We start from the raw sequence: 21355 nt of genomic DNA, 5'->3' as shown, positions 1-21355 counted from the left end.
CGTTTGTTCCCCAGCGCGGGCGCCCGGGACTATCGTCAGAAGCGTGAACCTCGAGAAGGTGGTCTTCGGCTTCTTCGTGCTGCTGGCGGCGACGTTGAATTTCGGTTACGTGATCGGCGACCTCACCGATCCAGCCCAGCACAACGTCTATGAGTTGTACGCAGCCGTGGTCGTCAACGTGATCGCCACGATCCTCAAGTTCGGTGACCGCACCCAGATCGGCGCCATCCATCTGGCGACCAGCCTCGTGGCCAGCATCCAGTTGATTCTGGCCGCGGGGCTGTGGGTGTACGCCGACCAGGTGCTCGACAACATGGACACGCACCACCTGTCCTCGGTGGTGTCGCTCGCGATCGGCGCGTGCCTCGCCAACATGGTGTCGATCGTTCTGCTCGTCGCCGAGACCCTGAGCCACCGCCGACGCTGAGGCGATCATGGGCAATCCGCTGCTGCTGCTGACGACCCGCGACCGGGTCCGCCGCCAAGTGCTGCGGCGCCGGGCAGTGGCCGTGCCCACGGACGTGCCGGGGACGGACGCGATCTTTCTGGTCCTGCGGCGCATGCGTGCCCCGCTGATCGTGCTCATCGTCATCTTCACGATTTCGGTCGTCGGGCTCAGCCTCATGCCCGGCCAGGATGGCGACGGCAACCCGCACCGGCTCACGATGTTCGACGCGTTCTACGTCATGAGCTATACGGCCACGACGATCGGATTCGGTGAGATCCCCTATTCGTTCAGCTATCCCCAGCGGATGTGGGTCACGATCTCGATCTATCTCACGGTCATCGGGTGGGCGTATGCCATCTCCGCACTCTTCGCGCTCGTCCAGGAGAGTGCCTTTCGCGAGGCGATCAGAGTGCAGCGCCTGCGCCGCCGGGTCCAGTCCATGGCGGAACCGTTCCTCATCATTGCCGGTTATGGCCAGGCCGGACGCGCGGTCGCGCGCGTCCTCGACGAGCACGGACGTCGGTTCGTGGTCATCGACCACAGCCACTCCAAGGTCGATGCGCTGGCGGTCGACCAACACCGGGAGGACGTCCCCGGCATCGAGGGCGCGGTGGACAACCCGGCCCTGTTGGGTCTCGCCGGTCTCGGGCATCCGTTGTGCGAGGGCGTGCTCGCGCTGACCAACGATGCGGACAACCTCGCGGTGGTCATGAACGTTCACCTGTTGCGCCCCGAGGTGCCCGTGATCGCCCGCTGCGACGACCGACGCACTGCGAAGCGGATGACGGATTTCGACCCCCGCGCCGTCATCAACCCCTATGACCGCTACGGGCATTACCTAGGCCTCGCGCTGAAGCGGCCCGCGACCTTCCAGCTGGCGACCTGGCTCATGGACCCGGTGGGCAGCCCGCTGCTGGAGCGGCTGGGGAGCCTCACCGACGGCCGCTGGATCGTCGTCGGGGACGGCAAGTTCAGCGACGAGGTCACCCGCGATCTGACGGCGATCGGCCTGGACGTTTCGGTGGCTGATCCCGCGTACGGCAATCCCGACGTCACCGACATCGTCGGCATGGTCGCGGGCGCGGAGAGCGACGTCGAGAATCTCGCGCTCGCGGCGCACGCGCGGTTGGAGAACCCGGACATCTTCCTGGCCGTGCGGCAGCGGTCGAACCTGCAGGCGGCGACCATGCGGGCGTTCGCCGCGGACTCCCTGTTCGTGCCCAGCGAGTTGGTCGCGCGCGAGGTGCTCGCGCACATCATCTCCCCCGACTACTGGGCGTTCATCGACCATGTGCTGCACGCCGAGGACCAGTGGTCGGAAGACGTGTTGGCACGGTTCCTCGGTCGGGTCGGCGGGGGTACGCCGACCAGCACCGAGTTCGCCCTCGACGCCGATGCTGCACCCGCTGTGGCCCGCTGGCTGAACACCGGCAGGCGACTCACGATCGAACAGCTCATCGCCGATCCCGAGGACTGGCTCAACCCACTGCCGATGCTCGTCGTGTCACTGATCCGTGGCGACGACACGACCTTCCTGCCCGACGAGGACACCGAGCTGCAGCCGGGAGACCTGCTCGTCATCGCCGCCCGGTCCGAGGCTTTGGACGAACTCGACCGGACGCTCGTCTATGACCACACAGTGCATTATGTGGCCACCGGCGAAGTCCGCCCGGAGACGTGGCTGTTCCGGGTGCTGGCCGATCTGCGCAGAAGCTAGCGCCACGGCACGAGCTGGCGAAGGTCAGTCGGCGCCCAAATACGCCCGCTTCACCCGGTCATCGCCCAGCAGCGCCTTGCCCCTGTCCGAGAACATGATGCGGCCGACCTCGAGGACATAGCCCACATCGGACAGCGTCAGCGCGGCCTGGGCGTTCTGCTCCACCAGCAGGATCGTCACGCCCTCGGACTGGAGCTCGCGGATCGTTCGCATGATCGTCTGGGTCATGATCGGCGACAGGCCCATGGACGGTTCGTCGAGCATCAGCAATCGCGGGCGGCTCATCATGGCCCGGCCGATGGCGAGCATCTGCTGCTCGCCGCCCGAGAACAGGCCCGCCGGCTGGTGGCGGCGTTGGCCCAGCACCTCGAAGAGGTCATAGACCCGCTGGATGTCCTGCCGGAGGCCGCTGCGGTCGTGGCGGGCGAACGCCCCGAGCATGAGGTTGTCCTCGACGCTCATCTTGGGAAAGAGCCGGCGCCCCTCGGGCGACTGGGCGATGCCGCGGGTGACGATCTGGTGGGCCGGGACGCCGTCGATGCGTTTGCCCTCGAAGGTGATCGACCCGGAAACAGGCTTGAGGAGCCCGGAGATGGTGCGCAGCGTGGTGGATTTGCCGGCGCCGTTCGTGCCGAGCAGACACACGATCTGGCCCTCGTCCACGTTGAACGAGATGCCTTTCACTGCCTTCACACGGCCGTAGGCGACCACCAGGTCCTTGACCTCAAGCATCGTTGTTCCCGTCCTCGTCCGGATCATCCCCGTTGCCCAGATCGAGTTCCTGCGGCACCCCGATATAGGCCGCGATCACTCGCTCGTCGCTCTGCACCTCGTGGGCCGTGCCTTCCACGAGCACCTTTCCGCCGACGAGACAACAGACCCGATCGCACAGGTTGAAGATGAACCGCATGTCGTGCTCGATGACGAGGATGGCGAGACCGAGGTCGCGGATCCGGAAGATCAGCTCCTCGGCCTGCCGGGTCTCCTGCGGATTCATGCCCGCCGTGGGCTCGTCGAGGAGCAGCAGCTTGGGGTCGGTGGCCAGGGCGCGGGCGATCTCGAGGCGACGCTGGTCGCCATAGGGCAGGTTGCGGGAGAGGCGGTCGGCGGCCTTGCCGAGACCGACGAACTCGAGCAGTTCCTGGGCGCGGGCTCTCGTCTCCCGCTCCTCGCGCCGGTGCCGGGGCAGCCGGAAGATCGCGTCGAACGCGTTGGTCCGGGTCCGGGAGAACGCACCGACCATGACGTTCTCCAACGCGGTCATGTTCGCGAACAGCCGGATGTTCTGGAACGTCCGGGCCATGCCGGCCTTGACGACCTTGACCGGCTTGGGCGGCAGGATCTCGCCGGCGAACCGCACCTCGCCGCTCGTCGGCTGATAAAGGCCGGTGAGGCAGTTGAAGAACGTTGTTTTCCCCGCCCCGTTGGGCCCGATGAGGCCCATGATCTCGCCGGTATGCACCTGGAGGTCGACCTCGTTGACGGCGGTGAGACCACCGAATTGCATGGTGACCGCGCGGGCGTCCAGGAGGACGTCCCCGATCTTGTGCGCGGACTCAGCCACGTTGACTCCCTGCGTACTCACGATTTCTCCTGCGCATCAGCCGTCACCTCGGGATGGAACAGATCGATCGTCTCCTCCACTTGGTCGGCCAGTTCCTGGTCCTCCTCGTGGAACTCGAGCTGACGTCGCTCGCTGGCGATCAGGCCCTCCGGTCGGAACCGCATCATGAGCACGAGCAGCAGACCGAACGCGAGCAGGCGGGCGTCGCTGATGATGCGGAGTTTCTCGGGGAGGAGTTTGAGGATCGTGGCGCCGACGAGTACGCCGAGAACCGTCCCCATGCCGCCGAGCACAACAGCGGCGAGGAGGAAGGCGGACTCGAGGAAGATGTACTGGTCCGGAGTCACCGACACATCGACATGGGCCTTGACCGTCCCCGCCAGGCCGGCGAGGAAGGCACCACCGGCGAAGGCGAGCAGCTTGAGGCCGAAGGTGTTGACGCCCATCGCCTCGGCGGCTTTCTCGTCCTCCCGGATCGCGACCCAGCCGCGGCCGATGCGCGAGTTGTTGAGGTTGACGAACACCAGGATGATGAGGCCGATCACCAGCAGCATCAGCCAGTAGTAGTTCGCGAACCGCCCGATCAGGACGCCCAGGATCGTGTGGCTCTCCCCGAAGTCGAACCCGAACAGGTTGAGGTTGGGGATGCCGGGGATGCCGTTCGAGCCGTGGGTGATGTCCGGCCCGTCGGAGCCGTCCAGGTTGTTCATGCCGATCCGGAAGATCTCCCCGAACGCCAGCGTCACGATCGCCAGATAGTCGCCGGAGACCCGGAGGGTGGGCGAGCCGATGATGAGGCCGAAGATGCCCGCGATGCAGCCCGAGATGAGCATGACCAGGATGAACGGCGGCTTGAAGTTGGGCAGGAACGTGGCGAACGCCGACTTCGAGAGCACGGCCGCCGTGAACGCGCCCGCCCCGAGGAAGGCGATATAGCCGAGGTCCAGCAGGCCCGCCAGACCGACCACGATGTTCAGCCCGAGCGCGGTGCCCGCGAAGATCAGCACCTGGACCGCGATCGACATGTTGGCGTCGGAGCCCCCCTGGGTGAACGGGAAGGCGAAGGCGACCACGAACGCGGCGAGGATCAGGGCCTGCCGGTTGTGGTTCGCCGCGGTCCGGAACCACGTCGCGAGACCGAGCTTGTTGAGCGTCATGACGAGACCGAACACGCCGATGATGACGACGAGGAACGCGCCGGAATCCTCGACCTCGAGGATGTACGCCGCGGCGAACAGCGCCGCCGCCATGACCACGACGATCGCGAGGATCTGCAACCACGACTTGCCGGCTGCGCGCTCGAGGCTCGCCTCGGGGCCGGCCGGGAGCATGCGGGTGCCGAGCCAGGCGATGAGGGCACCGGCGAGCGCGACCCAGCCGCCGGCCTCGATGTTGATCAGCCCACCCAGCGCGAGGGTGATGGCGAACAGACAGCCCAGCACGAACAACACCGCCGTCGTGGCGGCGGTCTTCGCCGCACGCTTCCAGCCGACCCGGGCGAGGGTGCCCTTGCGTTGGCCGAACGTGCCCGCGACCACAAGCACGGCCAGGAACACCGCGAAGGCGAGGAAGGCGAACTGGAGCGGCGAAGGACCGAACCAGAACGTCATGTTGTCGAGGACCCGGGGTCCATAGGACCAAGCGAGGTACGCCGACACCGCCATGATGGCTGCCCCGACGAGCGCGAGGATGCGGCCCGTGCCCTGCAGCCGCTGCTGCTGTTCTTCCGTGAAGATGTTCATGCGCGATCCACCACCCGGGCGCCGAGGAGACCCTGGGGCCGGAAGACCAGCACCAGGATGAGGATGACGAAGGCCCAGACGTCCTTCCACGCCGAGGACCCGAACTGGCCGGGGATATAGGTGGTCGCGAACACCTCGACCAGACCGAGCACCAGGCCGCCGACGACGGCACCGTTGATGTTGCCGATGCCGCCGAGGACCGCGGCCGCGAACGCCTTGAGCCCGGACAGGAAGCCCATGCGGAAGTCGATGTTGTTGTAGCGGAGGCCATGGGCCATGCCCGCCACCGCCGCAAGGGCCGCACCGACGGCGAAAGCCACCATGATCACTCGGTCCACGTTGATGCCCATGAGGCGCGCGGTGTCCGGGTCCTGCGACGTGGCCTGCATCGCGCGGCCCATGCGGGTCCGGTTCACGAACCAGCCGAGAAAGGCGGTGCAGACGATCAGTGCCCCGATGGTGAACAGCGCCGACTTCTGGACGTGGATGCCGCCGAGGTTGACCGCCTCACCGGTGATGCCCTGCACGTGGGGAAACGGGATGGCCGCCTTGGCGCTGGGGAAGCCAGGGATCTCGCCATAGAAGAGTCGGACGATCTCCTGGAGCGCGATCGAGATGCCGATCGCAGAGATGAGGGGGGCCAGTCGTGGTGCTCCCCGCAGCGGCCGATAGGCGAAGCGCTCCATCAGCACCGCGGTGCCGACGGACGCGACCATGCCGCCGAGCATCATGAGCGGCAGCAGGACGAAGATGGCCATCGGCCAGGACCAGTCACGCGGGGCGCCGAGGGCCATCCACGTGGTGAAGGAGCCGAACGCGCCGATCATGAACACCTCGCCGTGAGCGAAGTTGATCAGCTGGACGATGCCGTAGACGACGGTGTAGCCGACGGCGATCAGTCCATAGAGGGAGCCGAGGGACAGCCCGTTCACGAGCTGCTGGAAGAACAGGTCCATGGGAGCCTCTCAGTGAGGCGCGGACAGGGAGGGGGAACCCCTGCCGCAGCAGGGCGGCACGGACACGGGCTCCCCGCCGGATCAGTTCCGGTGAGGAGCCCGTGCGGGGGTATTACTGGAAGTCCTCGGTCTTGGCCGCGGCCCACTTGCCGTCCTCGACCTTGTACGCGGTCAGCACGCGGGCCTTGGAGTCGCCATATTCGTCGAAGGCAACCTTGCCGGTCGCGCCGTCGAAGTCGACCTTGCCGATCTCCTCGATCGTGGTCTTGCGCGCCGAGCTCACGTCCTGCGCGTCCTGGAGCGCCGTCTTGAGCGCCGCGATGATCGCGTTGGCGGCGTCATAGGCATAGGCGCCGTATGCGGAGTAGCCGTCCGCGAAGCCACCCGCCTCATAGGCGTCGACGAATGCCTTCGCCGAGTCCAGGTCCTCGACCGGGGCGCCCACGGACGTCGCCAGGTCACCGTTGGAGTTCGGTCCCGCCAGCTCGATGAACTTGCCGTCATAGATGCCGTCGCCGCCCATGAGCGGCACGTTGAGCCCGGCACCCTTCATCTGCTGCGACATCGGGCCGGCCACCGGATATTCACCGCCGTAGTAGACGGCCTTCGGGTTGGCTTCCTTGGCCTTCGAGATCACGGCGGAGAAGTCCTTGTCCTCCGGGTTGATCGTCTCGGCGGCCACGATGGTGCCGCCGTTGGCGGTGAAGTATTCGGTGAAGGCGGTGACCAGACCCTGGCCATAAGCCTTCTTGTCGTGGATGGTCGCGACTTCCTTGATGTCGTTGTCCAGCAGGTATTTCGCGGCGAACGGGCCCTGGACGTCGTCGGTCGTGCAGGTCCGGTAGTAGTTGTCGTAGGTCCGCTTGGGATTGGCGAGGTCCGGGCCCTTGGTGAGGCTCGGGTTGGTGTTCGCCGGGGAGACCAGCGCGATGCCGGCCTGGCTCAGGACCGGCTGGAGCGCCTGGCCGACCGACGAGTTGAGCGGGCCGACCACAGCGATGACATCGCTGTCGCCCGCCAGCTTCGTCGCGGCGTTGCGGCCGGCGTCGGGCTGGGCCTGGTCGTCCTCGGCGGCCATTTCGAGGGTCCAACCGTTCAGGTCGCCCTTCTCGTTGGCCTGCCGGATGGCGAGCTCGACCGAGTTGCGGATGCCGATGCCCATGGCCGAGAGGTCACCGGTGATCGGGGCGATCACACCGATCTTGGCGACCTTGTCGCCACCACCGGTGCCGCCGCCACTGCCACCAGTGCCCGTGCCGGTGCCCGGCTCGGTGCGGGTTCCGCATGCGCTGACCGCAAGAGCTGCCGTAACGAGGGATGCCCCCGCGATAATAAACCTGCGACGATCCACGTCAGTCCTCCCTGTTAACCCGCGACTTTGCGGGAGCCCACGGTGGGGGCTGAGACACAGTACGACGCAGGGACATGGTGACGTCGAGGTCAGACACGCGGTTGATACGAGACCGTTACAACCAATCTCCCTCGGCGGGCCTGAACGGGGCCAGCCGGCCTATTTCTTCTTGTTCTTCTTGGCCAGATCGATGACGCCCTCAGCAACTTCGCGCATGGACTTGCGCATGTCCATCGCGGACTTCTGGATCCAGCGGAAGGCTTCCGGTTCGGACATGCCGAACTGCTGCTGCAGGAGGCCCTTGGCCTGATCGACGGCCTTGCGGGAGGCCAGCCGCTCTTCCAGGTCCGACACCTCGGCCTCGACGGCCCGGATCTCCTGATAGCGCGCGATGGCGATCTCGATCGCCGGCACGACGTCGGAGGCATCGAAGGGCTTGACGACATAAGCCATCGCGCCGGCCTCGCGTGCCCGCTCGACCAGCTCACGCTGGCTGAAGGCGGTCAGCATGACCACGGGCGCGATCCGTTCCTCGGCGATGATCTGCGCCGCGGTGATCCCGTCCTGTTTCGGCATCTTGACGTCCATGACGACAAGGTCCGGTTCGAGGTCACGGGCCAGCGTCACAGCTGCCTCGCCGTCGGCGGCTTCGCCAACCACGTCATAACCCTGCTCGGTGAGCAGTTCCACGAGATCCAGCCTGATCAAGGCCTCGTCCTCGGCCACCACCACACGGGGGCGGGTGCCGTCGGCGGGCTGCTCGGCGTCATTGGGGGCAGCGGGCACAGTTTGGTCAGTCACGTTCGCAATTGTGTCGGTCTTCTGTCCTGATTGCCAAACCCCCTGCCGTCAGGCGGGACCGAGCCACTCGGCAAGATGCGCGCGCGGTGTGGACCGGGTATCATGAACCGGTCACGCCGGGGTGGCGGAATGGTAGACGCGGACGGCTCAAACCCGTCTGGCCTTAGCGGGCTGTAGGGGTTCGAGTCCCCTTCCCGGTACGCAACGGGCCCCGGATCAACGATCCGGGGCCCGAGTTCTTTCCAGATGAGCCGCGACGGCACGGCCCGTCACTGCAGACCGGCCACCGGCCACTCGGCGATCTCGGCCGCACCCAGGTGGGGCTGGATCTTGTGCACGCGCAACGCGTTGGTCTTGCCCGGCACCCCGACCGGCGACCCGGACACGATGACGACACGCTCGCCGATGTTCACATGACCGGACGAGGTCAGGGCCCGGTCGACGAGTTGGACCATCTCGTCGGTCGTATCCACCTGGGGGATCTTGAACGAGGTGATGCCCCACACGAGCGTCAGGATCTTGCGTGTGCGCTCGTCGGGGGTGAACACCAGGATCGGAATCGGTCCGCGCAACCGGGCCAGCCGCCGCGCCGTGTCCCCGGATTTGGTGAAGGCGACGAGAAATCTCGCCTCGAGCCGCTCCCCCACGTCCGCCGCGGCCTTGGCGATCACGCCGCCGGTGGTCCGCGGGTCCCAGTCGATCCGCGCGATGCGGTCCAAACCGTGCGACTCCGTCTTCGCGACGATGCGGGCCATGGTGCTGACCGCCTGCACCGGGTATTGCCCGATCGAGGTCTCCCCCGACAGCATGACCGCGTCGGCGCCGTCCAGGACCGCATTCGCGACGTCCGAGGCTTCTGCGCGGGTCGGACGGGGGGCGGTGATCATCGACTCGAGCATCTGGGTCGCCACGATGACCGGCTTCGCCCAGAGCCGCGCGGCGGAGATGATCCGCTTCTGCGCGATCGGCACCTCCTCGAGCGGCAACTCGACCCCGAGGTCTCCCCGCGCGACCATGATCGCGTCGAACGCATCGACGATCGCCTCGATGTTGTCGACCGCCTGCGGCTTCTCGATCTTCGCGATCACCGGGACCCGGCGGCGTTCCTCCGCCATGACCTCGTGCACGACCCGGACGTCGTCGGCCGACCGCACGAAGGACAGGGCGATCATGTCGAAATCGTTGCGCAACGCCCAACGGAGGTCGGCGATGTCCTTCTCGGTAAGTGCCGGCACGTTCACGGCCACCCCGGGAAGGTTGATCCCCTTGTGGTTGTTCAGGGAGCCGCCGACGGTCACCCGCGTGACCACCTCGGTCTCGGTGACCTTCTCGGCCACCAGTTGCACCCGGCCATCGTCGAGCAGGATGGGGTCGCCGGGACGGACATCTGCCGGGAGCCCCGAATAGGTCGTGGAACAGCGGGACACGTCGCCCAGGATCGGATCCGTCGTGATGACGAATCGATCGCCGAAACGCAGCCGCACCGGTCCGTCCTCGAAGACACCCAAGCGGATCTTCGGTCCCTGCAGATCGGCCAGCACGCCGACCGGGCTGCCGGTGTGTTCCGCGGCTCCGCGCAGGTCGGCAAGTCTGCGCTCGTGTTCCGCGTGGTCCCCGTGGCTCATGTTGAAGCGCGCCACGTTCATGCCGGCCTCGATGAGGTCGGTCAGTCGTTGGACTCCCTGAGTGGATGGTCCCAAGGTGCACACAATTTTGGCTCTCCGCACGGGCACGACCCTACTCGGGCCACATGACGCCTCGGTGACACGCAGTCCGGTCGGCCTGTCGCCCCGGGCGCCGGCGGCCGGCCCCGGACCAGTGCCGCCCAACGGAGGCACTGGGGCGTACTGACTCAGGCGGAGCGGAGCAGTTCCAGCGCGTGCCGCAGATCCTCCGGATAGTCGGAGGTGAACGTCACCGGCTCACCGGTGCCCGGATGCACGAACCCCAGCCGGACCGCGTGGAGCCACTGCCGCTCGAGCCCGAGGCGGGCGGCGAGGACGGGATCACCGCCGTAGGTGGGGTCTCCGACACACGGGTGCCTGATGGCAGCCATGTGAACCCGGATCTGGTGGGTGCGTCCGGTCTCGAGCTGGATCTCCAGCAACGTGGTCCCGACCATGGCTTCGATGGTGTCGTAGTGGGTCACCGAGTGCCGGCCCCCGTCGACGATCGCCATCTTCCATTCGGCGCCGGGGTGCCGGGCGATCGGCGCATCGATGGTGCCGGTGAACGGGTCGGGGTGGCCCTGAACGACCGCGTGATAGATCTTCTCGACGGTGCGGTCGCGGAAGGCGCGTTTGAGCAGTGTGTACGCCCGCTCGCTCTTGGCCACGACCATCAACCCGGACGTCCCGACGTCGAGCCGCTGGACGATGCCCTGGCGCTCGGGCGCGCCCGACGTGGAGATCCGGAATCCGGCGCCCGCGAGATGTTCGACGACCGACGGTCCCTCCCAGCCCAGGCTCGGATGGGCGGCCACGCCGACCGGTTTGTCCACCACGACGATGTCCTCGTCATCGTGGACGATGCCGACGCCAGCAACCACGGCAGGCGTCACCTGGACGGCTCGCTCGACCGCGGGCAACTCCACCTCGAGCAGGGCGCCCCCGCGCAGCCGGTCGGACTTGGCGAGCGCCACGCCGTCCTGGCGCACCAGCCCCTGTTCCGCAAGCTCCGCCACCCGGCTGCGGGACAAGCCGAGCATGCGGGCGCCGCCCGCGTCGGCACGCTCCCCCTCGAGTCCGTCCGGCACGAGCAGGATCCTTGTCTGGTCACTCACCGGTGGCCTCCCTCGACACGTCCCGGGACGATCGGCGGGCTTCCTCACGGTCCTTCTCGAGCACCCCGTCATGGCCGACGCCCTTGACCAACCAGAAGAAGACGATGGTGATGGCGCCGAAGACCACCCCCATGTCGGCGACGTTGAAGATCGGCCAATAGGGCAACTGCAAGAAATCGACGACATGGCCCCGCGCGAAGCCAGGCTCGCGAAACAGCCGATCGATGAGATTGCCCGTGATGCCCGCAGCCACCAAACCCAGCCCGACCGACCACCCGCCGTGCCGCAGGCCCGGAACGACAACGGCGAGCAAGAACCCGAGCACCACCACGGCGAGCAACGTGAAGATCCACGTCATGCCCTCCCCGATGGAGAAGGCCGCGCCGGGATTGCGAATCAGATAGAGGCGCAACAGGTCCCCGAGGACCGGCACCGGTTCACCGGGGCGCAACCACGCGACGGCTGCGACCTTGGTGACGACATCCAGAACGAGAATGCTGACGGCCACGAGCGCGAATCTGGTCCACGCGGACCGTCGGGGCAGCACGGAGTCGGTCACCGCCGTTCTTGACGCTGTTTGCAGGACATGCACATCGTCGCTCGGGGATAGACCTGGAGCCGTCCCTTGCCGATGGGCTCACCACAAGCCTCGCAGCGCCCATAGGTGCCCCGCTCGATCATCCGAAGGGCCAGTTCACTTTGCTGCAGCATGTCCCGCGCGTTGGCCGCGAGCGACATCTCCTGGTCCCGCTCGAAGTTCGCGGACCCCACATCGGCGGGATCGCGGCCGGCGCCTTCCGTGGTGTCCCGCAGCAAGTTCTGCAACTCGGTCTCAGCCTGCTCGATCGCCCGGTGGTGCTTGCGGATCTCATCCTTGAGCTCCTCCACGACCTCGTCGACCTCCTCTGCCGTCCACGGCTCCTCCCCCTCCCGATAGGGCAGGTCTGCCGCCGTAATGCCAACGATCACCTCGTCGTGATCGTGCTCGGCGGGCGTGGAATCACTGGCAGTGGGCATCGAGAGCTCCTTTTGCCGGGTTGGGTCCGACTGGCCGGACTGGTGTGTGGTCCGGTGAAGCGTACACGAAGGGGCCCCGCTGAGCGGGGCCCCTTCGGAAGAGGTTTTCGGTGAGTCGCGCGATCAGGAGTTGCGCTGGTTCTCGCCCAGGAGTGCGTCCAACCGCGGCGTGCCGCTCTGTCCACCCTCGGAGCCCTGACGCGCCCGACGGCCGTCGGTGTTGCCCTGACCATCGGCAAGCGCCGGCTTCTGGCTCGGCTCGAAGCTGATGCTCTCGACGGACTGCAACTGCTGCTTCAGGTGGCTCGCGAACGACTGGCGATAGTTGGCCTCGAACGACCGCAACTGGCCGACCGCGTCCTGCAACTGGTCGCGCTCCTCCTCGAGGGCGCTGAACAGCTCGGCGCGGCGGAGACCCACCTGACGATCCAGGTCGTTTGCGCGACCCTGCGCCTCGTTGGTCATGCGCTCCGCGTTGGTGCGGGCTTCGGACTCGAGACGTTCGGACTTGGTGCGGGCCTCGGATTCGAGGCGCTCGGACTTGGTGCGGGCGTCGGTGGTGATCTGGTTGGCCTTCTGGTTGGCCTCCTCGATCTTGCGCTTGGCCTCCGAGTTGGCCTCGTTCACCAACTGCTCCGACTGCTCCGTGGCCATCTGGACGAGCCGGACGACGGCCGGGCTGGCCTCGGCCGAGGTCGTGACGACGAGCTTCTCGGTCCCACCGGCGGCACGAGCGACCTGCTGCGGCTGCTGCGGCTGCTGCTGCGGCTGGGGGCGCGGCGGCTCGGGCTGCCGCTGCTGCTGTGCCTGCACCTCAGCGTTGCTGGGCTCCTGCCGGTCCTCGCGCTGACGCGACTGGGTCTGGGCCTGCTTCAGAGCCTCGACCTGCTGCTTCAGCATCTGGTTCTCTTCGGTGAGCTGGGCGAAGGACGCCTCGACGCGATCAACGAAAAGATCGACCTCGGAGACCTCATAGCCAGTGCGCCGCGCCATGTGGAACTTCGTCTTGCGGACTTCGTCCAGGGTAAGGGTCATCGTTCACCTCGGGTTGTCGGGAAGCTCCGCTTCACCGGTCGCGAATATCAGCACAGGGACACACAGGTACCTCTCTGCACGAGAGTATCAGCAACATCATCCCGCACATCAAGTCATAAGCGTGCGGCACGCACCGTCAGGTCAGGAGCAGACTGATATTGACCTGGCGCAGAACCAGGACCAACAGCCACAGAACCATGAAACCCAGATCGAGCATCACGTTGCCGACCCGGACAGCCGGGATGAATTTCCGCAGGAAGCGGAGCGGCGGATCCGTGAGCGTGTAGATCCCCTCCGCGACGACCAACATCGCTCCCCGGGGCTGCCAGTTCGGCGAGAACATGGGAACCCAACTGAGGATCATGCGAGCAAAGAGGATTGCCAGATAGAGCCAGAGTGCGACATCGATGATGCTGCCGATGAGGTGCATGGTCTCCCTCCGAGAGCCCTCCGGGGGCCGACATCAGCTCTGGTTGAAGAACCCGCCGGCGATGCGCTCCTTGTCCTCCGCCGTGACATTGACGTTCTGGGGGGAGAGCAGGAACACCTTGCTTGTGACGCGTTCAATAGTGCCACGAAGACCAAAAATGAGGCCCGCTGCGAAATCCACGAGACGCTTGGCGTCCGCGTCTTCCATCTCGGTCAGGTTCATGATGACCGGGACACCATCGCGGAAGTGCTCACCGATGGTGCGCGCTTCGTTGTAGGTGCGGGGGTGCACGGTGATGATCCGCGACATGTCAGCAATCCTCGGCTTGGGGGCGGCGGGCGTCGCCGCTCGCGGGGTGGGCTCGACCGTTCGTCCGGTGCGTCGCGGCTCCAACTCGTGCACGCTGGCGGAATCCTCGGTCTCCGGCTCATGGTCGACGTTTTCCGTCAACTCCACGTCCGACTCGTAGTCGTAGGAGTTCTCATAGCGATCGGCGGACGTGGTCAATCCGAACCACTCCGCGGCGCTCCGCAGTTTCCCGGCCATCATGGTTCCTCCACCCGACTGTCCCACCCGCGGCGAGGAATCGTCGCCGAACAGGTTGCGCCGGCTCCTGGCCGACGCGTTTCGCGAGCAACAGTACTCGTCCGCACCGAAGCGACCGGATTTCGACACGCCCGCGTGACGGTGTGCGGGTGGCGACGAAAGTCTCAGGCGGTGCGCCAGATCAGGGCACCGAGCCGTCCGGCGGTGGCCCCGTCCCTGCGGTGACTGTGCAGGTCGAGGCTCGTGCGGGTGCAGCGGTCTCGGCGCTCGACCGTGCAGTCGAGGTCGCGCAGCTGTCGTTCGGCAGCGGCGCCGAGGTCCAGGGCCGGCGTCCCCCAGGAGGTTTCGGCGTACGCTCCCGGGAGCTGCGCGGCGACCTCCTCACGCATCTCAGCCGGCACTTCATAGCAGTCGCCACAGATGTGCGGGCCGAGCCAGGCCTCGATGTCGCGCGCACCCAGATCACGGAGCGCCTCGACCGTGCGGGTGAGCACGCCGGCCGCCAAGCCGACGCGTCCGGCATGGGCGGCACCGATCACCCCACGAGCAGGGTCCGCGAACAGCACCGGCAGACAATCGGCGACCCGGATGCACAGGGCGGTCCCAGGTTGATCCGTGACCAGGGCGTCGGCCCGTCGCAGCGGCACGCCCGTCGCCTCCGATCCGAGATGCTGCTCGGGACCCCAGGCTGCGATGGTTTCGGCGTCCAGCACCACGACGTCCGGGCCATGCACCTGCGCCAGCGTCACGAAGCGCTCGACGCCGAGCGCGGCGCCGACGCGGGCGAAGTTCTCCCGGACATGAGCCAAGTCGTCAACGTCGGTGCGGCCGAGGTTCAGCGGTCCGAAGGCGCCCTCCGAAACGCCTCCGGCGCGGTCGGTAAAGGCAAGCCCGACCCCGTCTCCGGAGTCGGGCGGCCGATGGAAAAAGAACACTGCCTATTTCAGGAAGTCCGGGATGTCCAGGTCATCATCAGCAGGCGGCGGCGCCGGACGGCTCGGCGGGTCCTGTCGCACCGGTTCCGGTCGGACAGGCTCGGGGCGCACCGGCTCCGGACGCGCCGGGGTCGGCCGGAACTCCGAGCGCGCCGGCTCAGGTCGCTCCTGCTCCACCGGTCGACGGGTCTCGGGACGGGTGGTCGGCTCGTTGGCCCGCGGCTGTTGCGCCGGACGATTGGTCGCGAACGGCGACAGCGAGGCGGCCTGCCGCGGATCGGCGGCCTGGCGTGCGCTGCGCGGATCGTTCTTGCGCGGGGGTTCGCCGCCGGCGAACCCCGCCGCGATGACGGTGACGCGCACCTCATCGCCAAGAGCGTCGTCGATGACGGTGCCGAAGATGATGTTCGCGTCGTCGTGCGCAGCTTCCTGGATCAGGTTGGCGGCGGCGGAAACCTCGAACAGACCCATGTCGGATCCGCCCGCGATCGCAAGCAGCACGCCCTGGGCGCCATCGATCGAGGATTCCAGCAGCGGCGAGGAGACGGCCATCTCGGCGGCCGCGCGGGCGCGGTCCTCACCGCGCGCCGATCCGATGCCCATGAGCGCCGAACCGGCGTTCGACATGATCGACTTGACGTCCGCGAAGTCCAGGTTGATCAGGCCGGGGGTCGTGATCAGGTCCGTGATGCCGGACACACCCTGCATGAGCACCTGGTCGGCCTGCTTGAAGGCGTCCAGGATCGCGACCTGGTGGTCGGTCATCTGCAGCAGCTTGTCGTTGGGGATCACGATGAGGGTGTCGACCTCTTCCCGCAGGGCGGAGATGCCGGTCTCCGCCTGGGTGGCGCGGCGGCGGCCCTCGAACCCGAACGGGCGGGTGACGACACCGATCGTCAGTGCGCCCAGCGAGCGGGCGATCCGGGCGACGACAGGCGCGCCACCGGTGCCCGTGCCGCCGCCCTCACCAGCGGTGACGAACACCATGTCGGCGCCCTTCAGCGCGTCCTCGATGTCTTCGGAGTTGTCCTCCGCGGCTTGGCGGCCCTTCTCCGGGTCGGCGCCTGCGCCGAGCCCCCGGGTGAGCTCACGCCCGATGTCGAGCTTCACGTCCGCGTCGCTCATGAGCAAAGCCTGGGCGTCAGTGTTGACGGCGATGAACTCCACGCCGCGCAGACCGGACTCGATCATGCGGTTGACGGCGTTGACACCACCTCCGCCGACCCCCACGACCTTGATGACGGCGAGGTAGTTCTGGGAAGGATTGACCACGGAGGCTCCGTCTCTTTCTCCTGCTTGCGGACAGCTGCACGCCGAGTCTGTTCCGCTGTGAAGGGAAGTCACGGTCCGACCGGCAGCCCTCAGGCTATGAGACAGCTCATCCCCCGAGCAACAAATGGACGACGAGGGCGCGTGTTGACCTCAAGCTCTACTTCACCCTCAGGCTCGGGACGTTTTCCGGCCGTTCAACGGGTGCTCGGGCGAGTCGGCGCACTGACGTCGATGTGCTTCGCCTGGGTCCCCCGGATCAGCGCCAGAGCGACCTCTCCCTTGAGTTCGGCCTGCTCCGCGGAGCCGAAAAATACCTCGATCTCCTCACTCAGGTGCACGCTGATCGAGTCGTGGGAGGAGAAGCTCACCCGCTCCGCTCGAGCCCGCAGGTCCGGCGGCAATGCCTGCACGACTGTGGCTACTTCGGACAACAGGCGCGGGTCCTCGATCGGCCCGTCGCCCTCGGGAACGTCCGCGGTGTGCGGCCCGGGAAACACCGCCCCTGCCTCATCCACGAGCAACACCGAGTCACCGCTGCCGACCGCAAACACGGGGGCGCGCTCGGTCACCCGGATGTCCAATGTGTTCGGCCAGTTCCGACGCACGTTCACCTCCCGGACGGCCGGCAGTTGGGCAACGCGCTCCCCCACCGCTCGCTCGTCGACCCGAGCCAGCGGCAGGCCGACCGGCGCCTCCGCTCGGTCCAACACCTCTTCCGGGGTCAACACCGCGGTGCCCTCCACCGTCACGTCCCGAAGGACGAAGACCGAGGAGAAGGCGAACAGCCACACCAGCACCCCGGTCACGACCACGACAAGCGGGAGCGCGATGAGCAGCAGCAATCTCCGTCGCCGCGTCACCTCAGGCGAACGGGACGCGATCCGCCCCCGCAAATCCTGCAGTTTCACCGCCTGCTCCGGGCGCGGAGCTCCTCGACGATCTGCGGACCGACCCGCGTGACGTCGCCGGCACCCAGGGTGAGCACGACATCCCCGGGCTGCGCCAGGTCCGCCACGGCCCTCGGCACCGCCGTGCGATCCGACACCAAGTGCGCCGTCCGTCCGTGGGCAGCACAGCTGGTCACCAACAGGTCGCTGGTGACACCCGGGATCGGATCCTCCCGCGCCGGATAAATGTCCATGAGCACGACCTCGTCCGCCAGCGCCAACGCGGCGCCGAACTCATCGGCGAAATCTCTCGTGCGGCTGAACAGGTGCGGCTGGAAGCAGGCGATGACGCGCCCACCCCTGCCCTCGACGCCATCGCGTGCTGCCTCGAGAGTGGCCGCAACCTCCGTCGGATGGTGTGCGTAGTCGTCGACCACATCGACCTCGTCGACCGTGCCGACCGGCGTGAAGCGCCGCGCCGTGCCACGGAAGGTCTTGATCGCAGCCAGCGCCGACTGGAGATCGACCCCCAAGGCGTGCGCCGCCAGAACAGCCGCCGCCGCGTTGCCGACGTTGAACCGGCCGGGGACGGCCAACTCGAGTGGCTCCCCACCCAGGCGAGCCCGTGCACGGAACCCGACCTGTTCGATCCCGTCGATTCGGACGCGGGCACCTTCTTCTTCACCGAAGGTGATCCAACCGGCGTCCTCGGCGGACCGGTCGCCCAGCACCGCCCGAACCCCGGGGTCGTCCAGGTGCGCGACCACATGGCGGGCCTCGGCGGCAAAAGCCCGGAAACCGTCCAGATAGGCCGCCGGGGTGCCCCAGTTGTCCAAGTGGTCCGCCTCGACATTGGTGATCACGGCGATGTCCGCCGGATATTGGCGGAACGACCCGTCGGACTCATCGGCCTCGACCACGAACGGCCCGCTGCCGAGGCGGAACGAGGTGCCGCTCGTGGCCAGCGCAGCACCGATGACATATCCCGGGTCGGCGCCGCATTCGGTCAGCAGGTGGGCCAACATTCCGGACGTCGTGGTCTTGCCGTGGGTGCCGGTCACGGAGACACCGGGCCGGCCCAGCATCAACGCCCCGAGGGCGGCACTGCGATGCCACACGCGCAAGCCACGGGCCCGGGCCTCGACGAGCTCAGGGTTGTCCGCGCGGATGGCGGAGGACACCACGATGGTTCCGGCCCTGCCGAGCTGCTCGGCCGCGTGCCCGACGTGGACCCTGATCCCCCGGGCGGCCAGATCCGCGAGGACCGGGGAGTCCGCTTGGTCGGACCCGGACACCTCGATGCCGAGTTCGGCGTACAACGCCGCGACTCCACTCATCCCGGCACCACCGATCGCGATGAAGTGCACGGGGCCCAACTCACTCGGCCGGATGAGCTCGACGGGCTCGATCAGCGCTCCGAAAATGCTGCTCATCGTGTGTGCCCGCCACCTCCGGCGAGCGCCAGCACTCGGTCCGCCAGAACGCCCGCGGCGTCGTTGGGCATGAGCTCACGTCCGGCCTGCGACATCGCCGCCAGTTTGTCCTTGTCGTTGATCATCCGCGGGATCTCGGCGGTCAGCCAGGCACCGGTGCAGGCGGAATCCGCGAGCAGACGGGCACCCCCGGCCTGCACCAGCGATTCCGCGTTGCGCGCCTGTTCACCGTTGCCGTGCGGAAGGGGCACCAGCACGCTGGGCAGGCCGACGACAGCCGTCTCCACCACGGTGCCGGCCCCGGAGCGGCCGAGCATCAGGTCGGCTGCGGCGTACGCATCCTCCATCGCATCCACATAGGCGACGGGACGATAGACGGCCCCGGTCTCCGCATCGGTGACCTCAACGGTCTCGTTGGTGAAGTTCTTCTGCCCCAGCACGTGCAGGACCTGGATGCCCTCGGCCAACAGTTTCGGGAAGGCGTCGACGACCGCGTTGTTGATGGAGCGCGCCCCCTGGGAGCCACCGGAGACCAACAGAACCGGCATGGTCGGGTTGAGCTCGAACACCCGGCACGCACGGTCGTGCTCCGCGGCCCGGTCCAGGCCCGCGATCGCGGGTCGGAGCGGGAGCCCAATGAACTCACTGCGCGGCAGCTCGGTGTCGGGGAAAGCGGTGCATACCTCGGCCGCGAATTTGCCGGCAACCTTGTTGGCCAGTCCGGGCACCGAGTTCTGTTCATGGACCACGACCGGGATCTTGAGCTGGCGCGCGGCCAGATAGGCAGGCAGCGACACATAGCCGCCGAAGCCCACCAGAACGTCTGCGCGGGCATCCGTCAGGACCTGCTTGGCCGCTCGGACCGCCCCGACCACGCGGAACGGGACCTTGGCCAGCTCAGGTGAGAGCTTCCGCGGCAGCGGCACGGGCGGGATGAGCTCCAAACGCAGCCCCGCGGCGGGGATGACACGGGTCTCCAGTCCCTTGGCCGTGCCGATCACCACCAGGTTCGCGTCGGGCACGCGCTCGCGAATCGCGTCCGCGGTCGCGATCAGAGGGGACGTGTGACCGGCTGTGCCACCGCCGGCCAGGACAATATTCACCATTCGTGTCTCCGTCTCGGTGGGCCGGTCAGCCCCTGCGGGTGCCGACCACGGTCGTCATCCGCGGTTGCCGTTTGCGTCGCTTCCCCGCCAGGGCGGCCCGGGCCTCGGGTTCCTGGCGTGCACAGGCCAACAGCACACCAATGGCCATCATGTTGGCCAACAGCGCGTTGCCGCCATAGGACACCAACGGTAGCGGGACACCCATCACCGGAAGCAACCGCAGCACCACGCCCAGGTTCACCATGGCCTGGAACATGAACCACGTGGTGATTCCGCTGGCGACGACGCGGCCGAAGACCGTGTCGGAGCGGATGGCGATGCGCAGTCCGGCGATGCCGAACGCCAGGAACAGGACGAGGACGCCGAGTGTCCCGATCAGACCGAGTTCCTCGCCGATCACGGCAAAGATGAAGTCGGTGTGGGCCTCGGGCAGGCTCCCCCACTTCTGCCGCGACGCGCCGAGTTGAACTCCCCACCAGCCGCCGGTCGCCAACGCAAACACGCCGACGGTGGCCTGCATGTTCGCGCCCTCGGTGTCCTGGCCGGGGTTGAGGAACGCCATGAGCCGACGCATCCGGTTCGGGCTGGTCACGGTCAGTGCCGCGACGCTCACGACGCCGAGGACACCCATGCCGAGGAGAATCCGCAGCGGTGTGCCGATCACCCAGAGGATGCCCGCGAGGATGCCGATCAGGATGACGGCCGTGCCCATGTCCCCCTGGAACACGACGAGCAGAATGATCAGTCCCACCCCGGGCAGCAGCGGGCTCAACAGATAGCGGGGGCGATCCAGTCGTTTCTCGTTCATGGTCAGCACGTGGGCGGCGAAGACGATGATCGCCAGCTTGGCGTACTCCGACGGCTGGATGCGCAAGGCAGCGAAACCGAACTCGACCCAGTTCTGGTTGCCGTTCACGCTCACGCCGAGGGGGGTGTACGTCAGGATCAGCAGCACGACCGAGCCGATCATCGCGGGCCACGCCAGCAACCGGAGCTTCACGAAATCGAGACGCGAGAGCACGATCGCCGAGATGAGGCCGACGACCGCAAAGGCCGCCTGGCGCTTCACGAAGAAGTAGGAGTCTCCATCGAAGTTCATGTACGCGTACACACTCGACGCCGACAGCACCATCATCACACCGAGCGCGATGAGCAGACCTGACGAGACGAGCACCAGATAGAAGTTCGCCAACGGGGCGCTCAGCACCTGCTGGAAACGGCTGCTGGTGCTCTGTGAGAGCGACCGCAGGATGCTGGTCGGCTCCGACTGCTCCTTGTCCTTGTCCGGTGCGGACGACGAACCCGGGGAAGAAAGGATCGCCACCCGTGCCTC

General features: G+C 67.2%; 20 protein-coding genes, 1 tRNA gene and 1 pseudogene. 3 read left to right on the top strand and 19 right to left on the bottom strand.

Annotation, left to right across the window (positions count from 1 at the left end; genetic code table 11):
* The first annotated feature begins 43 nt into the window (after nucleotides 1-43).
* Together ACQ260_RS09655 and ACQ260_RS09650 are read left to right on the top strand one after the other, a co-directional pair.
* Nucleotides 44-427 carry a DUF6394 family protein gene (locus ACQ260_RS09655; protein ID WP_432559213.1) on the top strand — a complete coding sequence of 128 codons (384 nt, stop codon included), beginning with the start codon at nucleotides 44-46 and terminating at the stop codon, nucleotides 425-427.
* 7 nt (nucleotides 428-434) lie between these two features.
* On the top strand, nucleotides 435-2165 hold the full coding sequence (locus ACQ260_RS09650; RefSeq protein WP_432559212.1) for an NAD-binding protein: 1731 nt from the start codon (nucleotides 435-437) through the stop codon (nucleotides 2163-2165).
* Nucleotides 2166-2189: 24 nt separating this feature from the next.
* On the opposite strand, the gene ACQ260_RS09645 is transcribed toward ACQ260_RS09650, so the two are convergent.
* The 6 genes from ACQ260_RS09645 to ACQ260_RS09620 form a co-directional block, all read right to left on the bottom strand.
* A complete protein-coding gene (locus ACQ260_RS09645) occupies nucleotides 2190-2897 on the bottom strand; it encodes an ABC transporter ATP-binding protein (protein WP_432559211.1) in 708 nt (235 codons plus the stop codon).
* Nucleotides 2890-3729: an ABC transporter ATP-binding protein gene (locus ACQ260_RS09640; protein ID WP_432559210.1), complete on the bottom strand. Its 840-nt coding sequence runs from the start codon at nucleotides 3727-3729 to the stop codon at nucleotides 2890-2892. Before ACQ260_RS09640 ends, ACQ260_RS09645 begins: the two co-directional genes overlap by 8 nt.
* A gap of 17 nt (nucleotides 3730-3746) precedes the next feature.
* Nucleotides 3747-5471 carry a branched-chain amino acid ABC transporter permease gene (locus tag ACQ260_RS09635; protein ID WP_432559209.1) on the bottom strand — a complete coding sequence of 575 codons (1725 nt, stop codon included), beginning with the start codon at nucleotides 5469-5471 and terminating at the stop codon, nucleotides 3747-3749.
* Nucleotides 5468-6427 carry a branched-chain amino acid ABC transporter permease gene (locus ACQ260_RS09630; protein WP_432559208.1) on the bottom strand — a complete coding sequence of 320 codons (960 nt, stop codon included), beginning with the start codon at nucleotides 6425-6427 and terminating at the stop codon, nucleotides 5468-5470. Before ACQ260_RS09630 ends, ACQ260_RS09635 begins: the two co-directional genes overlap by 4 nt.
* A 112-nt stretch (nucleotides 6428-6539) precedes the next feature.
* A complete protein-coding gene (locus ACQ260_RS09625) occupies nucleotides 6540-7778 on the bottom strand; it encodes a branched-chain amino acid ABC transporter substrate-binding protein (RefSeq protein ID WP_432559207.1) in 1239 nt (412 codons plus the stop codon).
* Between the two features lie 159 nt (nucleotides 7779-7937).
* Nucleotides 7938-8564 carry an ANTAR domain-containing response regulator gene (locus ACQ260_RS09620; RefSeq protein ID WP_432559288.1) on the bottom strand — a complete coding sequence of 209 codons (627 nt, stop codon included), beginning with the start codon at nucleotides 8562-8564 and terminating at the stop codon, nucleotides 7938-7940.
* A 130-nt stretch (nucleotides 8565-8694) separates the two neighbouring features.
* Between ACQ260_RS09620 and ACQ260_RS09615 the strand changes: the two genes are divergently transcribed.
* Nucleotides 8695-8779, top strand: a tRNA-Leu gene (locus ACQ260_RS09615).
* A gap of 69 nt (nucleotides 8780-8848) precedes the next feature.
* On the opposite strand, the gene pyk is transcribed toward ACQ260_RS09615, so the two are convergent.
* The 13 genes and pseudogenes from pyk to ftsW all read right to left on the bottom strand — a co-directional run bounded on the left by pyk (nucleotide 8849) and on the right by ftsW (nucleotide 21346).
* Nucleotides 8849-10306, bottom strand: a complete 1458-nt coding sequence (pyk, locus tag ACQ260_RS09610; protein WP_432559206.1) for a pyruvate kinase — start codon at nucleotides 10304-10306, stop codon at nucleotides 8849-8851.
* 125 nt (nucleotides 10307-10431) lie between these two features.
* Complete coding sequence (locus tag ACQ260_RS09605; protein ID WP_432559205.1) at nucleotides 10432-11361, bottom strand: RluA family pseudouridine synthase; 930 nt, start codon at nucleotides 11359-11361, stop codon at nucleotides 10432-10434.
* A complete protein-coding gene (lspA, locus tag ACQ260_RS09600; protein WP_432559204.1) occupies nucleotides 11354-11920 on the bottom strand; it encodes a signal peptidase II in 567 nt (188 codons plus the stop codon). The genes ACQ260_RS09605 and lspA overlap by 8 nt, the downstream gene beginning before the upstream one ends.
* Entirely contained in the window at nucleotides 11917-12378 is a 462-nt protein-coding gene (locus ACQ260_RS09595; protein ID WP_432559203.1) for a TraR/DksA family transcriptional regulator, read from the bottom strand. Before ACQ260_RS09595 ends, lspA begins: the two co-directional genes overlap by 4 nt.
* Nucleotides 12379-12501: 123 nt before the next feature.
* Complete coding sequence (locus ACQ260_RS09590) at nucleotides 12502-13413, bottom strand: DivIVA domain-containing protein (RefSeq protein ID WP_432559202.1); 912 nt, start codon at nucleotides 13411-13413, stop codon at nucleotides 12502-12504.
* 136 nt (nucleotides 13414-13549) lie between these two features.
* Nucleotides 13550-13843, bottom strand: coding sequence for a YggT family protein (locus ACQ260_RS09585; protein ID WP_432559201.1), 294 nt, complete (start codon nucleotides 13841-13843; stop codon nucleotides 13550-13552).
* Between the two features lie 33 nt (nucleotides 13844-13876).
* Nucleotides 13877-14167 (bottom strand): annotated as a pseudogene (locus ACQ260_RS09580) (cell division protein SepF); the annotation flags it as partial.
* 386 nt (nucleotides 14168-14553) lie between these two features.
* On the bottom strand, nucleotides 14554-15324 hold the full coding sequence (pgeF, locus tag ACQ260_RS09575; protein WP_432559200.1) for a peptidoglycan editing factor PgeF: 771 nt from the start codon (nucleotides 15322-15324) through the stop codon (nucleotides 14554-14556).
* Between the two features lie 3 nt (nucleotides 15325-15327).
* Nucleotides 15328-16596 carry a cell division protein FtsZ gene (ftsZ, locus tag ACQ260_RS09570; RefSeq protein WP_432559199.1) on the bottom strand — a complete coding sequence of 423 codons (1269 nt, stop codon included), beginning with the start codon at nucleotides 16594-16596 and terminating at the stop codon, nucleotides 15328-15330.
* A 194-nt stretch (nucleotides 16597-16790) separates the two neighbouring features.
* Nucleotides 16791-17504 (bottom strand): cell division protein FtsQ/DivIB, encoded by a 714-nt coding sequence (locus ACQ260_RS09565; protein WP_432559198.1) that lies wholly within the window; start codon nucleotides 17502-17504, stop codon nucleotides 16791-16793.
* Complete coding sequence (murC, locus tag ACQ260_RS09560) at nucleotides 17501-18916, bottom strand: UDP-N-acetylmuramate--L-alanine ligase (protein WP_432559197.1); 1416 nt, start codon at nucleotides 18914-18916, stop codon at nucleotides 17501-17503. The genes ACQ260_RS09565 and murC overlap by 4 nt, the downstream gene beginning before the upstream one ends.
* Nucleotides 18913-20022: an undecaprenyldiphospho-muramoylpentapeptide beta-N-acetylglucosaminyltransferase gene (murG, locus tag ACQ260_RS09555; protein ID WP_432559196.1), complete on the bottom strand. Its 1110-nt coding sequence runs from the start codon at nucleotides 20020-20022 to the stop codon at nucleotides 18913-18915. Before murG ends, murC begins: the two co-directional genes overlap by 4 nt.
* Before the next feature lie 25 nt (nucleotides 20023-20047).
* Nucleotides 20048-21346, bottom strand: a complete 1299-nt coding sequence (gene ftsW / locus ACQ260_RS09550) for a putative lipid II flippase FtsW (RefSeq protein WP_432559195.1) — start codon at nucleotides 21344-21346, stop codon at nucleotides 20048-20050.
* Nucleotides 21347-21355: the final 9 nt, after the last annotated feature.

The sequence above is a fragment of the Ammonicoccus luteus genome, assembly GCF_050880385.1.
Taxonomy (GTDB): domain Bacteria; phylum Actinomycetota; class Actinomycetes; order Propionibacteriales; family Propionibacteriaceae; genus Enemella.
This window is presented reverse-complemented; position numbering and strand designations above follow the sequence as displayed.